The sequence below is a fragment of the Candidatus Poriferisodalis sp. genome (assembly GCF_965208555.1).
In the GTDB taxonomy this organism is placed as follows: Bacteria; Actinomycetota; Acidimicrobiia; order Acidimicrobiales; family Poriferisodalaceae; genus Poriferisodalis.
On the sequence record NZ_OZ242342.1, the window covers coordinates 1,190,086 to 1,208,320 of the forward strand.

The window sequence follows — 18,235 nt, forward strand, 5'->3', positions numbered from 1 at the left end:
TCAGCACACATACCCACCGGTGAGCTTGTGGCCCGTGCCGGTGATGCCGAGCTCGGCGCAGTAGGCCGCGGGACTCGTCGGCAGCGTGTCGGTGCAACCCTTTACATCGGCGCAGTACGTGTTCCATGCCTGCGCCACCGCCGTGTACCCAGCGGCGCCAGTCTGCTTGCTGATGGCGTTGTTGACGGCATTCGCCACGGCGACGGACTTCTTCTCCGTCGGGGTGAGCGCCGGGGGCGAGAACTTCGGAACGGCGCACGCGGTGGAACCGGCGATGGTCTCGATCTTGTCACCGGACACGAACCGCAAACCGTTGGAATGCAGCTCCCACCTTTCACCGTGGGCCATGAACGCCGTCCCCGTGACGGTGAACGAAATCGGCTCATCCGTGGACGGAGCCTCGGAACCTGGCGTGTTGCCAACACCGGTGAGTGTGACTTGGTAGCTCAGCCTGCCGCTATTGCAGACGCCGGTGATCGTCATGTCGTTCGTCGCCAGGGCCGGTCCCGCAGTCACCGCCAGCAGCGCAGCTGCGAACAGCGCGCAGGCCGCGCTCTTCACTGTCCTCATCGTCGCTTCCCTTCCGCACGCCACCAGGAGCGACCGTGCCTCTTTCGGACAAGGTGCAGAAACATAGTTGCTATTACGACAAGAACCGCGTCTTTCAGCGCGGAGCTGTACCGCATCGACGTCTGAGGCTCGTCGAGCGGGCCGTGATGGAAGCGCTGCGCTAGAACGTGGCGATGAAGTTCGGGATCTTCTACGAGCTGTCGGTGCCGCGGCCCTTCAGCCGGGCCAATGAGTGGCTCACGTACCACAACGCGCTCGAACAGTGCCGCGTGGCCGACGAGGTGGGCTTCGACCATGTATGGGCCGTGGAGCACCACTTCCTGGAGGAGTACTCCCACTGCCCCGCCCCGGAGGTGTTCCTGACCGCGGTGGCCGCGCAGACCCGGCGCATCCGGGTGGGCCACGGAGCCGTGGTGTGCGTTCCGGAGATGAACAACCCGATCCGCGTTGCGGAGCGGGCGGCTGCCTTGGACATCGTCTCGAACGGCCGGCTTGAGCTGGGCACCGCCCGGTCAAGCACGTGGACCGAGCTCGGCGGGTTCTGCGCCGACCCCGACGACACCAAGAAGACCTGGGATGAGTTCGTTCGGGTGATCCCGCAGATGTGGACCGAAGACGACTTCGGCTGGGAGGGCGCCCGCTTCGAGATGCCCGCACGAAACGTGATTCCCAAGCCGTTCCAGGAGCCGCACCCGCCGATGTGGGTGACGGTCACCACGCCGGGCACCGAGCTGGACGCCGCCGAGCGAGGCCTGGGCTGCCTGGGCGTGAGCGCGGCACCGTTCGCCGAGCAGGAGCGGCGCACCGCCGAGTACTACCGCCGGGTGGTCGACTGCGACCCGGTGGGCAGCTTCGTGAACGGCCAGGTCCACACGCTGAACTTCCTGTACTGCCACGAGGACTACCGCCAAGCGGCAGCGTTGGGCCTGCCGATGGTGGGCGCATTCAGCATGTCGAACGCGCATCTGTACTTCACCCGCGAGGCGTACCCGACGCGGGCCTACCAGACGCTCGGCAACGCGGGTGCCGCGCTGCGCAGCCGCGGGACCCCGAATGGCAGCGCACCCGCCGACGACCCGAGCGCAGCCAAGGGCTTGCCCGAAGGCGTCGGCATCGGCGACCCCGACCATCTCGTGCGGACCATCCGCAAGTGGGAGGAAGTCGGCGTGACCGGCATCAACTTCCTGCTCAATGCCATGGAGATGATCCCCCAGGAGCAGGTGCTCGACAGCCTGCGACTGTTCGCCACCGAGGTCATCCCGCAGTTCCAGACCCCGGAGGAGCGGGCTGCCCGGGTGCAGGCACCGACCAGCATTCCCGACATGAGCGCATCTGGCGCAGCGCCCGCGCCCTCGACGACGCCTGCCGGGGCGAGCCGATGATCTCGGGAACGGCATCGGTGGACGAGCTGGCCGCTGGCGCGTCCGAGATCTCTGCCTTCGGCACAGAGTCGGTGAGGCTCGGCGGGGTGACGGGCCTGTCGCTGGTCGCCGAGCTGCGGCGCCCAGCGCGTGAAGCAGTGCTGCCGCCAGGACTGCACCCGATCGTGCCCCCTGCCATGTCGCTGCTGGCGTGGGACGTGTCTGAGAGCCCGTGGGGAGCATTCAGCGCAGCGTTCGTGCGGGTGGTGTGCCGCAGCGGCGCCCGCGCCCGGACGTTCTGCACCGGCGCAGCCGCTTCCACCGACGACGCCGTTGCAGGCTTGCGTTCCCAGTTCGGCTTTCCTGCGCAGCAAGCACATGTCGCGTTGCGCCGTCACTACGACGGCGTCGATCTGACTGTCGCCCCGGCCGGCGAGACCGACAACGGCGCGCTGGCTCGAGACGGCGCCGGCACGATGCTCCAGCTGAGTGCCCTCGACCCCGATCCGCTCTCGGTCGGCGATCTCCAGCACGTCGGCTCGATGAACCTGGCACACACGCCGCTAGGGCTCCGGCTCGTCCAGATCGAGACGCATCACGAGCCGTCACGCGTCGAGCGGCTGGCGGCCCGGATAGACGCGTTCGACGCGGCCGCCTGGGGACAGCCGCTGCTGGATCCGTACTGGGTCGTGAGCTGCTCGGTATCGCTGGAGGACATCGAGATCCCGCCGATCCGGTTCGTGTGCGATCCTGCCAAGCCCGCCGCGGAGGGAACCGAACGGGTGCAGTAGCGTCCGCGGCCATGGACGATTCGACCGGGACGACAGCCGGCGACCAGGGTCCGCAGCTGCGGGCCGTGGGGGTGACGATCGACTGCGCCGACCCGGCGCGGATCGCCGACTTCTGGCAGGCGGCCATCGGGTTCAGCACGCGGGTCGGCAACGGCCGCCCGTACATCACGCTGTCCGAGGCGGACGGCGGCCGGATGCTGAACCACCTGACGATCCAGCGAGTGCCCGAAGCCAAGACGGCGAAGCTGCGCGCCCACCTCGATCTGTTCACCCGCGACATGGACAACGAGGTCGCACGGCTGGTTGCGCTCGGCGCGACCGTTCTGGTGCCCGCCGCCACCGAGACCGCCGGTCACCTGGGCTTCCGGGCCACGGTCATGGCCGACCCCGAGGGCTCAGAGTTCTGCGTCGTCTCCCGCTAAGCGGCTGAGCTTGCTGCCGCGAGGCGGGCCCAGCGACGCTCGACGGCAAGGCCGTCACTGAGCGGGAGGTCGTTCGCAGCGCGCAGGCAGCGGCGCAGCGCCCTCGCCACCGGCTGATCGATGCGGGCGAGCTGGCCGGCCAGCTCGACGGTTCGGCTGTCCAGCTCGTCGGTCGGCACGACCTCGGCGACGATGCCGAGCCGGTGGGCCTCGGCCGCGTCGATATTGCGGCCGCTCAGCACCAGCGGCAAGGCCGCCACCGGCCCGATGGCCGCGGTGAGGCTCTGCGTTCCGCCGGCGGCGGGGAGCATGCCGAGCTTGGTCTCGGGCAGGCCCAGCACCGCGTCGTCGCTGGCGATGCGCAGGTCGCACAGCAGCGACATCTCCAGTCCCGAGCCCAGTGCATAGCCGTGCAGAGCACACAGGGTGGGCACCGGCAGATTCGCCAGCGGGAGCCACGGATCGCGGTCCCACCGGATACGCCGGGCGTCGAAGATCGACTCGGCGGTGCCGAACTCGGACAGGTCGGCGCCGGCGCTGAAGTGCTTGCCCTCGGCGGCGAGCACCACGCACCGCACATCGGGCACGTCGCGCACGGCCGTGATCGCCTCGATGAGACCGTCGCGCGTTTCGAGGTCGTAGATATTGAGCGGCGGATGGCACAGCGTGATCGTCGCAACGCCGTCATGACCGAAGACCAGCCGGACCCGCTCAGCCATGCCGATCACCGCCGGATCCGGCAGCGGATGTCGGAGTGCCGTCTCCGCTGCTGCATGCCATCGAGCCGACCAGCGGTGCCACGACGCCCGCCATCGACACGCGTCGGTGCTGGTGCGCAACGCCAGCGAGCTGGTCCACCGCGACACGCGCGGCCCGCAGCCCCGCAAGCGGATCGGGATAGGAGTACGCCGGTGCCTGAGGCTCATCTCCCATCCAGCCCAGGCCAGCGGCGGCGTGCACGCCAGTGCCGTACGCGATCCAGTCGCACTCCGGCGAATCCGGCTCGAAGGCGGTGACCGCCAGCGTGTGCAGCCGCGGGTGACGGACACAGAGCTGCTCGGGCAGCAGTTCGAGATTGGCCAATGCCCTGGGCGAGAGCGAGGTGACGAGCAGGTCTGCTGTCGCCAGCAGTCTCTCGAGAGCGTCGCGGCCCGCGCCGAACCGGGGATCGAGTTCGACGGCTGTCTTATGGGCATTCAGCTCCGCGTACATCACCGTGCCTGCCAAACCGTCGGGCCGAGCCGTCGAGCTCACCTTGCGGACCTCGGCGCCGGCACGGCCCAACAGCTCGGTACACAGCGGGCCAGCCCACATCGAGGTCAGGTCCACGATCTGCTTTCCGTCGAGGACCTCGCCGTCGAAAGATGCCGGGTCCATTGGCTCGCAGTTCGATTCCGGCGCGGCCGTCACGACAGCCGCCTCCGACATCCGGCGGTACGGAGTGACCGGCAGGCGCCATTCCTGCGCGCTCGCAGCCACGGCCTCGGTGTCGGACTCGCCCTGGTGCACCTCAGCAAAGCGCTCCCAGGTCTCGCCATCGTCAGGTCCGAGATCCACGCACAGCGCACCGTTGCCCCAGCGGACGGGCTCAGAGACCACGTCGGCGAGCTTCAGACGGCGCGGCATGTCGATCCAGCACGCGGCATCGCCGACCACACCGGCACCCAATCGCCGATCAGCCTCGGCAGCCAGCTCGGCGCCATAGTCGAACAGGCCCGGCGGCAGCCAGTCGGTCACCTCAGCGCCCTGCGCCGTGTCCGATGCTTCGCATGGCTAACGCCCTGCGCCGTGTCCGATGCTTCGCATGGCTAACGCCCTACGAAGTCCGGCGGCCGTTTGTCGAAGAAGGCCGCGAGGCCTTCGGCGCGGTCGTCAGTGGCGGCGAGTTGATGGTTGAGGTCGCCCTCGAGGCGCAATCCGTCAGCAAGCGGCAGCTCCGAGCCACGATGGACCGCTTCTTTGGCGAATTCCAGCGCAAGCGGCCCCGCGCCGGCCAAGTCGTCCAGCCAGCGATCCACTGCATCATCCAGATCGACCTCTACGGCGTGCGCTAGTCCCCACTCGAGCGCCGTGGCGGCGTCGATCTCGGCCCCCAGCAGCAGCATCGAGTTCGCTCGTGAAGCGCCGACGGCGCGTGGCAAGCGCTGGGTGCCGCCCCAGGCCGGGAGCCGGCCTTCCAGCGCGTCTCGCAGCGCAAAGCGAGCGCTCGCATCGCACAGGCGGATGTCGCACGCCAAGGCAATCTCTAGACCGGGACCCGAGCATTCGCCGGTGATTGCGCACACCACCGGTCCTCGCACCGTTGCGAGTGCGGACGCCGGATCAGGCTGGACTTCAAGCGGATCGAAGCTGATGCCGGTGCAGAAGTCGGTGCCGGGCGCATTGCGCAGAACCACAACTGCCGGTTCGCGCGTCTCCCGCACGTCCACGCACAGCTCGACCAGCGCACGCGCGGCAGCGCGGTCCATCTCGCCGCCGCTCAGGAGATGCTCGATGCGGTTCAGGGTGCCACCACCCCCTTGGGTGGCCGGCGCAAATGGATCGATTGGGCCTAGTCGGCCCAGCGCTGGCTTGATCGGCCTCAGTCGGCCGACTTGGTCTTCTTGGGCTCCTGCAGGGCCATGTCCTTGCCGTTGCATTGCAAGGTCACTGCGCCCGGCTTGGTGACGAGCACCTCGATACCGGAATCCTCGTCCTGGTAACGCTTGCCGACCTTCAGTCCCTCGCCACCGGAAGACGCCGAGATATCAGCGTCACCGCCCTTGGTGACGATGACCTGTACGCCGCCGTCGAAATCCAGACGCTCTCCAGCCTTGGTCGCCACAGCATCCCCCTGGTCTCATCGTGTCAATCCGGAATGTGGTCCGTATGAAGCTACACGCCGCGCTCTTGCATTACCTCATGGCGGTCGAGTGTTCTCGCGCCACAATGACCCCGTGGCGGCACCGCGAACTGCACTGGTGATCGGCGGGACCGGTCCGACGGGACCGCTGGTTGTCAACGGACTGGTCGCACGCGGCTTCGACGTGACCATCCTGCATACGGGGCGGCACGAGCTGGGTCCACAGGATGCAGGGCTCATCGGCCCCGAGGTCCGTCACATCCACACCGACCCGTTCGACGGCGAGGCCACCGCGGATGCTCTCGGCAGTGAGTCGTTCGATCTAGCTGTCGTGATGTACGGGCGGTTGCGGGTACTGGCGTCGCTGCTGGCCCGTCGTTGCAGTCACTTCGTGTCGATCGGCGGGGTCGGTGTGTACCGGGGCTTCGGCAGCCCCGACGATCTGTTCCCGCTCGGCATGACGGTGCCGTTGCCGCACGGTGCGCCGCTGGTGGGCGACGGGGAGGATTTCCGCAAGCTTCGGATGATCCGGGTCACTGAGGAATCCGTGTTCGAGCATCACCCGCAGGCCATTCACCTGCGCTACCCGCAGCTGTACGGGCCGCGTCAGCCACTGCCCCGCGAATGGCCGCTGGTGCGACGGGCGCTCGACCGCCGGCCCCACCTGGTGGTGGCCGACGCCGGCTTGACGGTCAAGAGTCAGGGTTGGACCGGCAACGCCGCCCACGCAACACTGCTGGCGTGCGATGCGCCTACGGCGGCGCTGGGCGGCATCTACAACGTGGCTGATTCGTCGGCCCTGTCGATCGCACAGATCGCCGAGGTCATTGCCGACGAACTGAACCACAGCTGGGAGCTGGTGTCGCTGCCGTATGACCTAGCTGCACCCGCCCGGCCGATGGTGGGCAGCTGGTCCACCACCCACCGGGTGCTCGACATCGGGCCCACGGTGCGAGATCTCGGCTACCACGACGTGCTGGCACCGGTCGATGCCTGGCGCGCCGCAGCGCGCTGGCTGGCGGAGAACCCGCTCGAACGCGGCGGAGCACTCGAGCAGCGGCTGGGCGATCCGTTCGATTACGACGCCGAAGACCGGCTACTGGCTGCTTGGAGAGACGTTCGGCGCGGGTTCGAGGTGACCCTGCAGAACCTCGCCTGGACCAGCGAGCCCAACTACGGCAGTGCCTATGTCGGCAACCGCCCCAACCCGGGCGTCACCGAGAAACGGCAGAGTCTGAACGCAGTCGAGTCTGCGACGAAGACGACCGCCCGCTGAGCCGTTTGGCGAGAACGCTCGGCAGAGCTGCTCAGCGGGCGAGCGGGCCTCGCAGCAGCTGGCCCGGAACGGCACCGGTCACCTTGCCGTGCTCGGTGATCACTTCGCCGTTGACGATGGTGGCGGCGAATCCGGTGGCGGTCTGGCGCAGGCGGGGCGCCCCTGCCGGGAGGTCGTGCACCAGCCTGGGCATATCCGGTGACACCGTCTCGGGATCGAACACGTTCACATCGGCGGCCTTGCCGACCGCCAGCACCCCTCGGTCATCGAAGCCCCATGCCTGTGCCGGCAGCTGGGTGATGCGGCGCACCGCGTCTTCCAGCGTGAACTCCTGGCGGTCGCGCACCCAATGTCCCAGCAGGTGGGTCTGCAGCGACGAATCCATGATCTGGGTGACGTGGGCTCCGCTGTCGGAGAACGTCGGGATGGCCCGGGGGTGCTTCAGCAGATGCAGCACCAAGTCCTGGTCCTGGTTGGCGAGTGCCTGCACAAAGAACATCTCCAGGTCGCTGTCGACAGCGAGGTCCACGAACGCCTCCATCGGCGTCGTGCCACGCTCGGCCGCGATGACGTCCATCGTGCGGAACGGCGGCAGCGGTCGTGTCAGCGGGTAGATGTGCTCCCAGACGGGCTTGCGGGCCTCCGGGCCGAGGGCCCTGCCGTAGTCACCGTTCTCGGCTTCGTCAATGAGACGTCGCCGGATGTCGGGGTCGCGCAGCGCAGCCCACTGCTCGCCCCGTGAGTCCGCCCGTATCTCGCGCCACAGCGGCAGTCCGTCGAAGGGCAGCGACGTCTTGAATGACAGCAGGGTGCCCAAGCAGCGAGTGTGCGCCTGTCCCCACGAGACGCCGCCAGCCCCGTTGATGCCGTCGAGCAGCTTGAGCACCGGCTTCCAGTGGTGGTCCTGGCTGGAGGGGGCGAGCATGCCGTAGGTGATCGGGACGCGTGTGCGGGCCCCCAGCTCGACGACCTTGGCGACATAGGCGTCGTTGCGCTCGGCGTCGCGGGAGCGCAGGTCGCCGTGGTGGGCCAGTTCGAAGATGCCGGCGCCCATCTTGCCCATCTCGCTGACGAGCGCATCGATCTCGGACCATTCCGCCAGGCGCGAGGCCACCGGGCGGTCGTCGGCGGTCTCGTGGTTGTACGAGATTGAGGTGGTGAAGCCGATGGCGCCGGCGCGCAGCGAGTCGCGCAGCTGCTGCAGCATCAGCGCCAGCTCCTCGTCGTTGGCGCCGCGGTCGAACGCCGCCTCGCCCATCGCCCAGGTGCGCAGCGCCGAGTGACCCAGGTAGCCGGCATAGTTGATGCCCTTGGGCGTGGCCTCGACAAAGTCGAGGTATTCGGGGAAGGTCTCCCACGTCCACTCGATGCCCGCAGCCATCGCCTCCGCGGAGATGTCCTCGGCCCGCTCCAGGTTGCGCACCACGAGATGGCGGGCCTCAGGGCGGGCGGGCGCCAGCGTGAAGCCGCAGTTGCCCATCACCGCGGTGGTCACGCCGTGGAAGCAGGAGCTCTCGCCCATGGGATCCCACGCGATCTGGGCGTCCATGTGGGTGTGCACGTCGATGAAGCCGGGCGTGACGACGTGGCCCTCGGCGTCGACGGTGCGATCAGCCTTCCTGCCGGCCAGCGCCCCAGGGGTGTCGCCGATCTCGGCGACGACGCCGTCGGAGATCAGCACGTCGGCCCGCCGGGGCTCCGCACCCGTGCCGTCGATCAACGTTCCGCCAGAGATCAGCAGATCACCCATGTCGTGCCCCCGTCATCGCAGCCATCGCCCTCGGCGTGAATGCCCGTCTCAGCGTACGGCAGCCGAGCACAGCGCACCCGCAGACGTGCCGTCCCGACCGCTGCACGGCCGCGCGCAGCGAACATATGCTGCCGGCCGTGACTCTCGAAGCCGAAGCATCAGCCGTCATCGACCAACTCAACGCCCTGGGCCGACCGACGTTCGAACAGGTCGGCCACGAGCGTGCTCGCCAGGGTTTCGAGGAGATGCCGCCCGCCGGAGAGCTCGTCGACGTTGCCAGCACCGAAGACCGCACCATCAGCGGCCCTGACGGCAACGACATCGCCGTGCGGGTGTACCGCCCCGGCGCCGGCGCCGCCACCGCTGCGGCCGACGGGACGCTCGGCTGCCTCGTGTACTTCCACGGCGGAGGCTGGGTCGTGGGCAGCATCGAGACCCACGACCGCACTTGCCGCGCGCTCACGATGCTGGCCGGAATCGTGACCGTCTCGGTGGACTACCGACTCGCTCCCGAGCACCCCTTCCCGGCCGCGGCGGACGACTGCTGCGCTGCCACCCAGTGGGCGATGGACAACGCAGCCGAGCTGGGCATCGACCCGGCCCGGGTGGCGATCGGCGGCGACAGCGCCGGTGGCAACCTGGCCGCTGCCGTGGCGCTCATGTGCCGTGACGGCGCAGCGAACGGCGAATCGTGCGGCCAGCCGGCCCTGCAGGTGCTGATCTACCCGGTTACCGATTTCGACCGCGACACCCACTCGATGATCGCCAACGCCGAGGGCTACCTGCTGACCCGCGCCACCATGGCCTGGTTCGACGATCACTACTGCCCCCCGTCCGAGCGCAGCAACCCGTACGCAGCCCCGCTTGCGGTGGACGACCCGGCTGGGGCTGCGCCGGCGCTGGTCATCGTGGCCGGCCATGACCCGCTGCGCGACGAAGGCGTCGAATACGCCCAGAAGCTCGCCGATGCGGGCGTGCCCACCACCCTCATCGAGTACCCAGGCCAATTCCACGGGTTCTTCGGCATGACCCGATTCCTGGCTCAGGCACACGAAGCCCAGGAGCTGACCTCCAGCGTCCTGCGCCGCACGCTCGCACCGTCGGACTAGACAAGCCTTCTCGCCGAGCGCAAGGAGAAGCACCGGTATGCCGATACGAGAGAGTCACGCGCCGGGAACGCCATCGTGGGTCGATTTGGCGACGACCGATGTCGAAGGTGCTCTCGGCTTCTACGCAGCCGTGCTCGGGTGGGACTTCGAGCGCGACCCCACCGGCGAGATCAACTACGTCATGGCGGTCGTGGATGGGCATCCTGCCGCTGGAGTGTTCGACATGCCGCCCGAGATGCTCAGCGAAGGTGTCCCGCCGTGCTGGAACGTCTACGTCACCGTGGACGACGCAGACGAGTTCGCGGGCCAAGTCGCGGCAGCCGGAGGCGCCGTCATGCGACCCGCCATCGACGTGCCCGAGCCGGGTCCCGACGCCGCAGGCCGGATGGTCATCGCCGCCGACCCCACCGGCGCCGTGTTCTGCACGTGGGCGCCGATCGCCGCCATCGGTGCGGGCATCGTCAACGCTCCGGGTGCGTTCACCTGGGCCGAGGTCGCCACGCACGACGACGACGCTGCGGCAGCCTTCTACTGCGAGCTGTTCGGCTGGGAGACCGGCACGATGGAGGAAGCTCCCGACGGGCCGGTGGTGTTCACACTGGGCGGAGAGCCGGTCGCCAGCACTTCGATGGCGCCACTGCCTCCCGGCGTGCCGCCCCACTGGCGGGTGAGCTTCGGGGTGTCCGACGTCGACGCCGCCTGCGCCACGGTGACCGCTCACGGCGGCAGCGTGATAATGCCGCCGTTCGACTTCGGACCTGGCCGCGCCGCCACCGTTTCCGACCCCGCCGGAGCGATGTTCGACCTCGTCACCCTCACCGACTGGCCGAACTGACGCTCAAGGCAGACCAGCGAACAACGTTGCTCACTGGGGTCACGAACTGATGGCGGCGCCTAGTGCAGGGCGCCGGCTGCTTCGAGTGCGGCGATCTCGGCGGGATTCAGGCCCAGCACGTCGGCAAGCACGTCATGGGTGTGCTGGCCCAGCGTGGGCGCAGGTGCGCGCACGCCGTTAGTGCCGTCGGTCAGCAGCCACGGGATGCCGACGTGGCTCATCTGGCCCACGACAGGGTGATCCAGGCGTTCGATCAGCCCTCGCTCGACGAGGTGCGGGTTGACCTCGAGCGTGCGTGCGCTGAGCGACGGGAACGCAGGCACGCCGGCGGCCTGCAGCAGCTCGGTGACGTCCCACTGGTCGCGCTCACGGGTCCAGGCCCCGATCAGCTTGTCGAGCTCGGCCTCATTCGCCTTGCGGTCAGCGGCCGTGGCGAACCGCTCGTCGGCGGGGTCGATGCCGGTGATGCCCGCCAGCGCCGACCACTCGGCCTCGTCGACACAGCAGATTGCGATCCAGTCGTCGTTGCCGGCGCAGCGATACAGGTTGTGCGGCGACCAGAGGGGGTCCAGATTGCCCATCGGATCGGGCTGTGTGCCCTTCAGCACCCATTCCATCCAGCCCTCGGGGGTGCACGCCGTGGTGGCCTCCCACATGGACGTGTCGATGAACTGGCCTTCGCCGGTGCGCCGCCGGGCCACCAGCGCGGCGACCAGTGCGTACGCCGTCGCGATGCCGGCCGCCGGGTCGCCGAGGGATACGCCGAGCTCGTCTGCGTCCGTTCCGGGGTAGCCAGTCATGGACGCGAGGCCTGACAGCGGCCCGGTGGTGGGCCCGTAGCCCATGTACGACTTGTACGGCCCGTGGTGGCCGTAGCCGCTGATGGCGCCAACGATCACGTCGGGACGCTCTGCAGCCAAGGCCTCGTAGCCGAGACCCCACCCGTCCATCACGCCGGTGGCGTAGTTGGACACCACCAGGTCGCACGCCAGCGCCAGACGCTTCGCCAGCCCACGGCCCTCGGCGGTGCCCATGTCGACGGTGATGCTCTGCTTGCCCTGGCCGTACTGGTTGAAGTAGCCGTTGGTGTCGAGCGTCGGGGTGTGGCGGCCTGATTGTGTCGGCAGTCGACGGCCCAGATCCGGCCGGGCCGCTGATTCGATCTTGACGACCGTCGCGCCCAGATGCGCTAGGTGCAGTGTGCAGTACGGACCGGCCCAGACCCAGGTGAAGTCCGCCACCGTGACGCCGTCGAGCGGGCGGTCGGACGGCCGTGTCATGGGTGCGGCAGGGGGCGGCTGCGCTGGTGCTGCTTCCGCCGCGTCGCCGAAACCCGTTCCGTTGTGCTCGCCCAATGCGGGAGCGGGCCGGCGGATGGACCACCACCGGTTCGCAAGCCGTGACGGCGCACCGGGAACGGTGACGCTGCCCAGTCCTGGCTGGTCGTAGGTGACCAGGAAGTCGCGTGCGGCCAGGTGCGGGTCGGCTGCCATCTGCGCCACCGTGTTCACCGGGGCGAACGCCAGCCGCTCTGCTTGGCCTCGATGGAACAGCTCGGTCACGGGCTGCGCGGCGATCCACTCGCCGAGCCACATACGCAGCAGGTCCTCGTTCTCGAAGCGACCCTCGAGCGTGGCGAAGATGTCCATGTCGGCCCACTCCGGCCGGCCCATGAAGTCCTTCAGCCGCTCCCACTGATCGGCCTCGACGCACACCAGGAAGATGTGCCCGTCGCTGGCCGGGAAGATGCCCCACGGGTTGAGGATGCGCGCACCCAGGCGGCTGGGGTTCTCGCCCCGGTACGACCAGCTGATGAACGCCGCTTCCAGCATCCCCACCACGTAGGACATCTGGGCGAAGTCGATGTGCTCGCCGTGGCCGGTGCGCTGTGCCCGGTCGACAGCGGCGAGCGAGGCGCACGCCGCGGCGAAACCCGACTGGAAGGCAGCTTGGTGGCCGTGCGGCTTCAGCGGGGGCAGCTCTGCGTCCTGCACGCAGCCAGGGGTGAGCCAGCCCCAGCCGCCGCCGTGGATGACCTGCAGCTCGGTGGCCCGCCAGTCGGCGTAGGGGCCGGTCTGCCCGAATGGCGTGATCGACGTCGTCACCAGCGACGGGTGTTGCGCCCGCAGCGACTCTGCCGTCAGGCCGTGCGCCGCTGCGGTTCGCGGGGCCAGATCGTGGATGAACAGGTCCGCGTCTGCGAGCAGTTCCTGCAGCGTGGCGCGGCCGTCCGGTTGGGCGAGATCGGCCACGACGCCGCGCTTGTTCGTGTTGATGGCAGCGAACAGGCCGCCCACCAGCCCCGAGCCGGCTTCGGGGTCGGAACGACCAGCGTCAACAGCGAACGGTCCGCGACGGCGCGCTGTGTCGCCCTCCGGCGGCTCGACCTTGATGACATCGGCGCCGAGGTCGGCGAGCAGCTTGGCTGTCCACGGAGCCGCCACCATCCGTCCCAGCTCGACGACACGGATGCCGTCGAGACCGCGCGCGGTCATCGAAGCGTGCGGCCTTCGCAGATTCGGTGCCTAGGGGCGCCTGACCCGCGCGCGTAAGCGCCGCGGCGCCATCCGCTGGCTCTGGCAGAGCTGCGACGATTCAAGGCGACTCGTGCTTGAACGACAGCCGCACCTTCGTACGGAAGGCGGCGATCGCGCCGCCCTCGATCACGACGTCCTGCTCGATCACCTCGGCCACCCGAAGGTCCCGCAAGGTCTTGGAGGCCTCAGTAATCGCATTCTGCGTCGCCTTCTCCCACGATTCCTCGCTGGTGCCGATCAGCTCGATCACGTTGTAGACGCTGCTCATTGGGATTCTCCTTGAGGAATTCGCGGGGCGCACTGCACCGTCGCCGATTCGGTGCCTCCGGCGGCGCGCAGTGTGCCGCACGAACGCGGTGTGCCCTACAGTCTGCCCCACCGGAGCACACCGCTTCCCGCTCGCAGGAACGAGCCGCACACCGAACAGGTCCGCATCTTGAACGAATCACCTCAGCGCAACCGAAACGCTGTCGAGAAGGTCATCACGCTGGTCGCGGCGAGTCGGATTTCTTGGGAGGACGCGGCGCGTCGAGGAGTCGCCGAGGCAACCAAGACCATCCGCGATCTGTCGGTGGCGCACGTCGAAGAGCGCGATGTGATGATCGTGGACGGCGAGATCGCCCTCTACCGCATCAAGCTGCGCGTGGCCTTCCGGGTGGACCGGATGCGGCCCGGCCTGACGCCGGGTGCGCCAGATGTGGAGGTCACGCGCTGGCTCATCGTGGCGAACCAGACCTTGGGCACTGGTGAGGTGGTCGCCGAGATCGATCGGCTGAACTCCCACGGTCCGTGCGAGTTCCACCTGCTGGTGCCGATGACGCATTCGAAGAGCTACGCACGGGCACGCCGGCTCTCGATGCTTGCGGCAGACCCGGTGACGGGCATCCCGTCAGAGCATGTGCCCGCGGCCGACTATCTGGGACCCGACACGCTCGGCATGGAGCAGGCCCAGAAGCGGCTCGACGCCCAGCTCGCGAAGATCGCCGCGGCGTCGTACGCCGCGACGGGGGAACTCGGCGACCCTGATCCCCTGCGGGCGATCCAGGCGGTGCTGTCGCGTTCCAGCTTCGACGGCATCATCCTGTCGACCCTGCCCGCCGGGGCCTCACGTCTGGTGGGTGCCGACCTGCCGTCGCGGGTGCGCCGCCTGACACGGCTGCCGGTCACGTACCTGCCCGGCAAGGAGCCCGGCGAGCTGTAGTCGCGTTGCCAGGGGGGAGACATGGCAGAAACTGGATCACGCACGCACGCCGAGCGGCAGGCTGCCGCACTCGAGGTGTTCGAACGCTTCACCAACGGACAGATCGACCCGGAACGTGGGCGCCGAGGGATGATCAGGCGCCACGGGGCGCTGGGCACGTTCGCCTTCGACGTGGTCATGGGCGACGTGTGGTCGCGGCCGCAGCTGTCGCGCCGGGACCGCAGCCTGATCGTCATCACCGTGCTCGCCACCATCGGCTCCACCGAGGAGCTGTCGCTGCACACCGAGGTCGGGCTGAACCACGGGCTCACGCGCACTGAGATCGAAGAGATCCTGATCCAGGTGGCCGCGTACGCCGGCTTCCCGATGGCCATGGCCGCGTCCCGGGTGGTGGACGAGCGGTTCCGCACGCTCGACGGAGTAGAGCGGCTGCCCGAACGCTCGGGCGCCGCGGAACTTGACGACGACGAGCGCGAGCGGCGGGCCGCTGAGGTGCGCGGGACGCTCACCGCCGGCCGCGCGTCCAGCGATCCGTCCGAAGACATGGAGCGCCTGGTCGAGCATCTGGGCGAGGTCGGGCGCATCGCCTACCACTGGGCGTTCGGCGACTTGTGGTCTCGGGAAGAGCTCTCGCGGCGCGATCGCAGCATCGTGGTCATCGCCATCCTGACCGTGCTGAGCCGTGTCGACGAGCTGGCCTTCCACGTGCCGGCAGGCCTCAACCACGGCCTGTCCCGCACCGAGATCGAAGAGATCATGGTGCAGATGACCATCTACGGCGGCATCCCCCGCGCCGTCGAGGGCTACCAAGCCATGAAGAGGGCCTTCACGAAGATTGATACCCGCGGCTGACGCCGCGGCGAGACCATCGCCCGCTGCTAGAAGGTGCCGAAGCGGGCTTGGGCGTCCTCGCTGGTGATGGACCGCGCTGAGGCGTCGCCATCGAACTCCGACAGATCGCCGAGCCGGGTGAGCTGGGCGTAGCCGCGCAGCTGGTGCTTGGCCATCTGCACCGACAGTGACGGCAAGTCCAGCAGCCGCGCCACCCAGCGCTCGACGGCCGCATCCAGTTCCTCTTCGCCGTCGCACACCTCGTGCGCCAGACCCCATTCGACGGCGGTATGCCCGTTGACGCGTTCGCTGGTCATGACGAACTGGCGGGCGCGCGACATGCCCATCTCAGCGATGAGTCGGGGCGTCGCGCCCCACGGCAGCGGCACGCCCAGCTCCACCTCAGGCACGTACCAGAGCGCGTCCGCGGTGGTGACCCTGAAGTCGCAGCTCGTGGCGAAGCAGTTCCCGCCGCCGATGGCGTGACCGTGCACCCGGGCGATCGTGACCGCCTCGCAATCCTCGATGGCGCGTGCGGCCCGCCGGCCGAGCTGGTTGATGTAGCGCGCCTCGCGGTCATTCGCAGCAGCGGGCGGACCTTCCTTGCGGTCAGCGCCAGCACAGAACGACTTCCCCCGCCCGCCCAGCACCGCCACCCGGAACTGGGTCTGCCCATTGAGCGCCGAGAACAGGTCACCCACCTCGCGGATCATCAGCTGGTTGTGGGCGTTGCGCGACTCAGGCCGGTTCAGCCACACCCGCAGCGTTTCACCGTCAGGCTCCAGCTCAATCGTCTCCAACGAAGGCAGCTCAAACGACAACAAGCTCATGCCACCCATCCTTGCCGGTTCCGCACTAGCCCGTCCGATTTCAGGCCTCACCCAGCCTGTTCAGCCCGCGGCGGATCCCAGAACTCGCATCGCGGTCCGCTGGCACTTGCCATCTTGCGATCAAGTGTGACCAGAGGCCAGCCAAGCAATTCAGCGAGCGCGACGTACCACGCGTCGTACGCGGTCAGACTGAAGCGAAGTTCCCAGATGCGATCCGCAAATGGGGCGAACGGGTAGAGCTCGAAGTCAAATCGATCAAGCTCACGGTGTGATGCCGTGGCCTCGAGTCGTGAAATCTGGCCCGAGAGCTCCAAGCGGCGCAGGATGTTTGATGTCTCAGCTGGCAGCAGTTGGGGCGCGGCCAGCGGTTGATGCGCAAGTTGTGCCAGTGCCCACTGGCCGTCGTCGCGGTCGTCAATGAATGCCGCTACCAGCGTCGACGCATCGATGACGACGCTCACTTCCGGTCCGCGTCACGCGCGGCGAGAATCTCGGCCGCCGAGACATGAGTGCCCGCTGCTTCCTTGCGTCGTCGTATCTCCTCCAGCAAGGTCGACACAGACGGCGTCGCGGCGAGACGTTCCAGTTCTCCCCGCAAGTACTCCTGCATCGACTGACGCCGCTCCGCAGCTTTCGCAGCAAGTTCATCGCGCACATCGTCTGGCACGTTTCGGATGGTGATCTGCACAGCCATGACAGCATTCTGCCAGCATTGCCAGCGTTTCGCCAGCGAATTCACGGCCGTCACCATCGCTTCCGTGAACGCCAGAATCTCGGCCGTGACCGGCGAGGCTACGTCAGCATTTTGCACCTTCAGCGACCAATACTGTCGGGCATGAGCGAGAGCAGTGGCACTACGACACCTGACCTGACTGGCGTGAAGCACCACGACGTGGATGCGCTGGGGACGCGGATTCATGTGGCCGAGCTGGGCGAGGGGCCGTTGGTGCTGTTCGTCCATGGCTTCCCTGAGTCGTGGTATTCATGGCGCCACCAGCTGCCTGCGGTGGCTGCAGCTGGATATCGGGCAGTGGCGATCGACGTGCGCGGCTACGGCCGCTCCAGTGCGCCCACTGCCGTCGAGGACTACCGGATGGTGCGCCACGTCGCCGACAACGTCGGCGTGGTGCGGGCTCTCGGCGAGGACTCTGCGATCATCGTCGGCCACGACTGGGGCGCGCCGATCGCCTGGAGCTCGGCGCTGCTGCGGCCCAGCATCTTCACCGCGCTCGCCCTCGTCAGCGTTCCGTACAACGCCCGCAGCGATTTCAAGCCCAGCGCCGCTTTCCGCATGATGGGCGGCGACAAGGAGTTCTACATCGAGTACTTCCAGAAGCCCGGCCGGGCCGAGGCGGAGATGGAGGTCAACCTGCCCCACTGGCTGCTGGGCATGTACTACGCCGCCTCGGGCGACGGCGTGCGGGCCCGCCAGGCATCGGGCGACTCAACAGGCGGGGGCTTCGGCGTGGCCCCCGGAGGGAAGCTCTCGGACAACTTCATCTGGCCCGAGCCCGGTCACTGGCCGCACTGGATGTCCGAAGCCGATTTCGAGGTGTACACCCAAGAATTCACCCGCACCGGCATGTCGGGCGGGTTGAACCGCTACCGCAACGTCGACCGCGACTGGGAGGACATGGCCGCCTTCGACAGCGCAGCCATCACCCAGCCGAGCCTGTTCGTCGGCGGCGAGGTCGACGGGCCGACGGTGTGGGGTGCCGGCTCCATCGCCAAGTTCGACGAGACCATGCCCAACCTGCACAAGTCGGTGATCCTCGACGGCATCGGCCACTGGGTCCAGCAGGAAGCAGCCGACGAGCTCAACGCCGAACTACTCGACTTCCTCGCCGCGCTCTAGCGGCGCCCGCCGCCGCGGAATCTGC

The 18,235-nt window shown here is 68.3% G+C and carries 20 protein-coding genes; 9 read left to right on the top strand and 11 right to left on the bottom strand.

Annotation, left to right across the window (positions count from 1 at the left end; translation table 11 throughout):
* Entirely contained in the window at positions 1 to 570 is a 570-nt protein-coding gene (locus tag ACOGXE_RS05490) for a hypothetical protein (protein ID WP_419932942.1), read from the bottom strand.
* Between the two features lie 173 nt (positions 571 to 743).
* Between ACOGXE_RS05490 and ACOGXE_RS05495 the strand changes: the two genes are divergently transcribed.
* From ACOGXE_RS05495 to ACOGXE_RS05505, 3 genes are read left to right on the top strand one after another with little or no spacing between them, the layout of a single operon-like run.
* The gene (locus ACOGXE_RS05495) at positions 744 to 1,952 is read left to right on the top strand and encodes an LLM class flavin-dependent oxidoreductase (RefSeq protein ID WP_419932943.1); all 1,209 of its coding nucleotides are present in this window, start codon (positions 744 to 746) and stop codon (positions 1,950 to 1,952) included.
* On the top strand, positions 1,949 to 2,722 hold the full coding sequence (locus ACOGXE_RS05500; protein ID WP_419932945.1) for a hypothetical protein: 774 nt from the start codon (positions 1,949 to 1,951) through the stop codon (positions 2,720 to 2,722). The genes ACOGXE_RS05495 and ACOGXE_RS05500 overlap by 4 nt, the downstream gene beginning before the upstream one ends.
* 11 nt (positions 2,723 to 2,733) lie before the next feature.
* Positions 2,734 to 3,144, top strand: coding sequence for a VOC family protein (locus ACOGXE_RS05505; protein WP_419932946.1), 411 nt, complete (start codon positions 2,734 to 2,736; stop codon positions 3,142 to 3,144).
* On the opposite strand, the gene ACOGXE_RS05510 is transcribed toward ACOGXE_RS05505, so the two are convergent.
* The 4 genes from ACOGXE_RS05510 to ACOGXE_RS05525 all read right to left on the bottom strand — a co-directional run bounded on the left by ACOGXE_RS05510 (position 3,141) and on the right by ACOGXE_RS05525 (position 5,968).
* The gene (locus ACOGXE_RS05510) at positions 3,141 to 3,863 is read right to left on the bottom strand and encodes an enoyl-CoA hydratase/isomerase family protein (protein ID WP_419932947.1); all 723 of its coding nucleotides are present in this window, start codon (positions 3,861 to 3,863) and stop codon (positions 3,141 to 3,143) included. The genes ACOGXE_RS05505 and ACOGXE_RS05510 overlap by 4 nt on opposite strands.
* Positions 3,856 to 4,881 (bottom strand): CoA transferase, encoded by a 1,026-nt coding sequence (locus ACOGXE_RS05515; protein WP_419932948.1) that lies wholly within the window; start codon positions 4,879 to 4,881, stop codon positions 3,856 to 3,858. Before ACOGXE_RS05515 ends, ACOGXE_RS05510 begins: the two co-directional genes overlap by 8 nt.
* Before the next feature lie 71 nt (positions 4,882 to 4,952).
* Positions 4,953 to 5,612: an enoyl-CoA hydratase/isomerase family protein gene (locus tag ACOGXE_RS05520; protein ID WP_419932949.1), complete on the bottom strand. Its 660-nt coding sequence runs from the start codon at positions 5,610 to 5,612 to the stop codon at positions 4,953 to 4,955.
* Between the two features lie 113 nt (positions 5,613 to 5,725).
* Positions 5,726 to 5,968, bottom strand: coding sequence for a hypothetical protein (locus ACOGXE_RS05525; protein ID WP_419932950.1), 243 nt, complete (start codon positions 5,966 to 5,968; stop codon positions 5,726 to 5,728).
* 112 nt (positions 5,969 to 6,080) lie between these two features.
* Here ACOGXE_RS05525 and ACOGXE_RS05530 point away from each other — a divergent pair, with 112 nt between their 5' ends.
* Complete coding sequence (locus ACOGXE_RS05530) at positions 6,081 to 7,262, top strand: hypothetical protein (RefSeq protein ID WP_419932951.1); 1,182 nt, start codon at positions 6,081 to 6,083, stop codon at positions 7,260 to 7,262.
* A 31-nt stretch (positions 7,263 to 7,293) separates the two neighbouring features.
* Here the strand turns inward: ACOGXE_RS05530 and ACOGXE_RS05535 are convergent, their stop codons facing one another.
* Entirely contained in the window at positions 7,294 to 9,012 is a 1,719-nt protein-coding gene (locus ACOGXE_RS05535; protein ID WP_419932952.1) for an N-acyl-D-amino-acid deacylase family protein, read from the bottom strand.
* Between the two features lie 137 nt (positions 9,013 to 9,149).
* Between ACOGXE_RS05535 and ACOGXE_RS05540 the strand changes: the two genes are divergently transcribed.
* Positions 9,150 to 10,121, top strand: coding sequence for an alpha/beta hydrolase (locus tag ACOGXE_RS05540; protein WP_419932953.1), 972 nt, complete (start codon positions 9,150 to 9,152; stop codon positions 10,119 to 10,121).
* A gap of 37 nt (positions 10,122 to 10,158) precedes the next feature.
* Positions 10,159 to 10,956, top strand: a complete 798-nt coding sequence (locus tag ACOGXE_RS05545; RefSeq protein WP_419932954.1) for a VOC family protein — start codon at positions 10,159 to 10,161, stop codon at positions 10,954 to 10,956.
* 59 nt (positions 10,957 to 11,015) lie between these two features.
* Here ACOGXE_RS05545 and ACOGXE_RS05550 read toward each other — a convergent pair whose 3' ends face one another.
* Both ACOGXE_RS05550 and ACOGXE_RS05555 read right to left on the bottom strand, forming a co-directional pair.
* A complete protein-coding gene (locus ACOGXE_RS05550) occupies positions 11,016 to 13,451 on the bottom strand; it encodes a CaiB/BaiF CoA transferase family protein (protein ID WP_419932955.1) in 2,436 nt (811 codons plus the stop codon).
* Positions 13,452 to 13,551: 100 nt separating this feature from the next.
* A complete protein-coding gene (locus ACOGXE_RS05555; RefSeq protein WP_323672325.1) occupies positions 13,552 to 13,761 on the bottom strand; it encodes a dodecin family protein in 210 nt (69 codons plus the stop codon).
* Between the two features lie 168 nt (positions 13,762 to 13,929).
* Here ACOGXE_RS05555 and ACOGXE_RS05560 point away from each other — a divergent pair, with 168 nt between their 5' ends.
* Positions 13,930 to 14,694, top strand: a complete 765-nt coding sequence (locus ACOGXE_RS05560) for a dodecin family protein (protein ID WP_419862817.1) — start codon at positions 13,930 to 13,932, stop codon at positions 14,692 to 14,694.
* A 21-nt stretch (positions 14,695 to 14,715) separates the two neighbouring features.
* On the top strand, positions 14,716 to 15,546 hold the full coding sequence (locus ACOGXE_RS05565) for a carboxymuconolactone decarboxylase family protein (RefSeq protein WP_419932956.1): 831 nt from the start codon (positions 14,716 to 14,718) through the stop codon (positions 15,544 to 15,546).
* Between the two features lie 26 nt (positions 15,547 to 15,572).
* On the opposite strand, the gene ACOGXE_RS05570 is transcribed toward ACOGXE_RS05565, so the two are convergent.
* The 3 genes from ACOGXE_RS05570 to ACOGXE_RS05580 are packed head-to-tail and all read right to left on the bottom strand — an operon-like array spanning position 15,573 to position 17,094.
* The gene (locus tag ACOGXE_RS05570) at positions 15,573 to 16,355 is read right to left on the bottom strand and encodes an enoyl-CoA hydratase/isomerase family protein (RefSeq protein WP_419932957.1); all 783 of its coding nucleotides are present in this window, start codon (positions 16,353 to 16,355) and stop codon (positions 15,573 to 15,575) included.
* A gap of 47 nt (positions 16,356 to 16,402) precedes the next feature.
* Positions 16,403 to 16,816 (bottom strand): type II toxin-antitoxin system VapC family toxin, encoded by a 414-nt coding sequence (locus ACOGXE_RS05575; protein WP_419932959.1) that lies wholly within the window; start codon positions 16,814 to 16,816, stop codon positions 16,403 to 16,405.
* Entirely contained in the window at positions 16,813 to 17,094 is a 282-nt protein-coding gene (locus tag ACOGXE_RS05580) for a FitA-like ribbon-helix-helix domain-containing protein (protein ID WP_419932960.1), read from the bottom strand. The genes ACOGXE_RS05575 and ACOGXE_RS05580 overlap by 4 nt, the downstream gene beginning before the upstream one ends.
* A gap of 96 nt (positions 17,095 to 17,190) precedes the next feature.
* Between ACOGXE_RS05580 and ACOGXE_RS05585 the strand changes: the two genes are divergently transcribed.
* Entirely contained in the window at positions 17,191 to 18,210 is a 1,020-nt protein-coding gene (locus tag ACOGXE_RS05585; RefSeq protein ID WP_419932961.1) for an alpha/beta fold hydrolase, read from the top strand.
* Positions 18,211 to 18,235 lie beyond the last annotated feature (25 nt).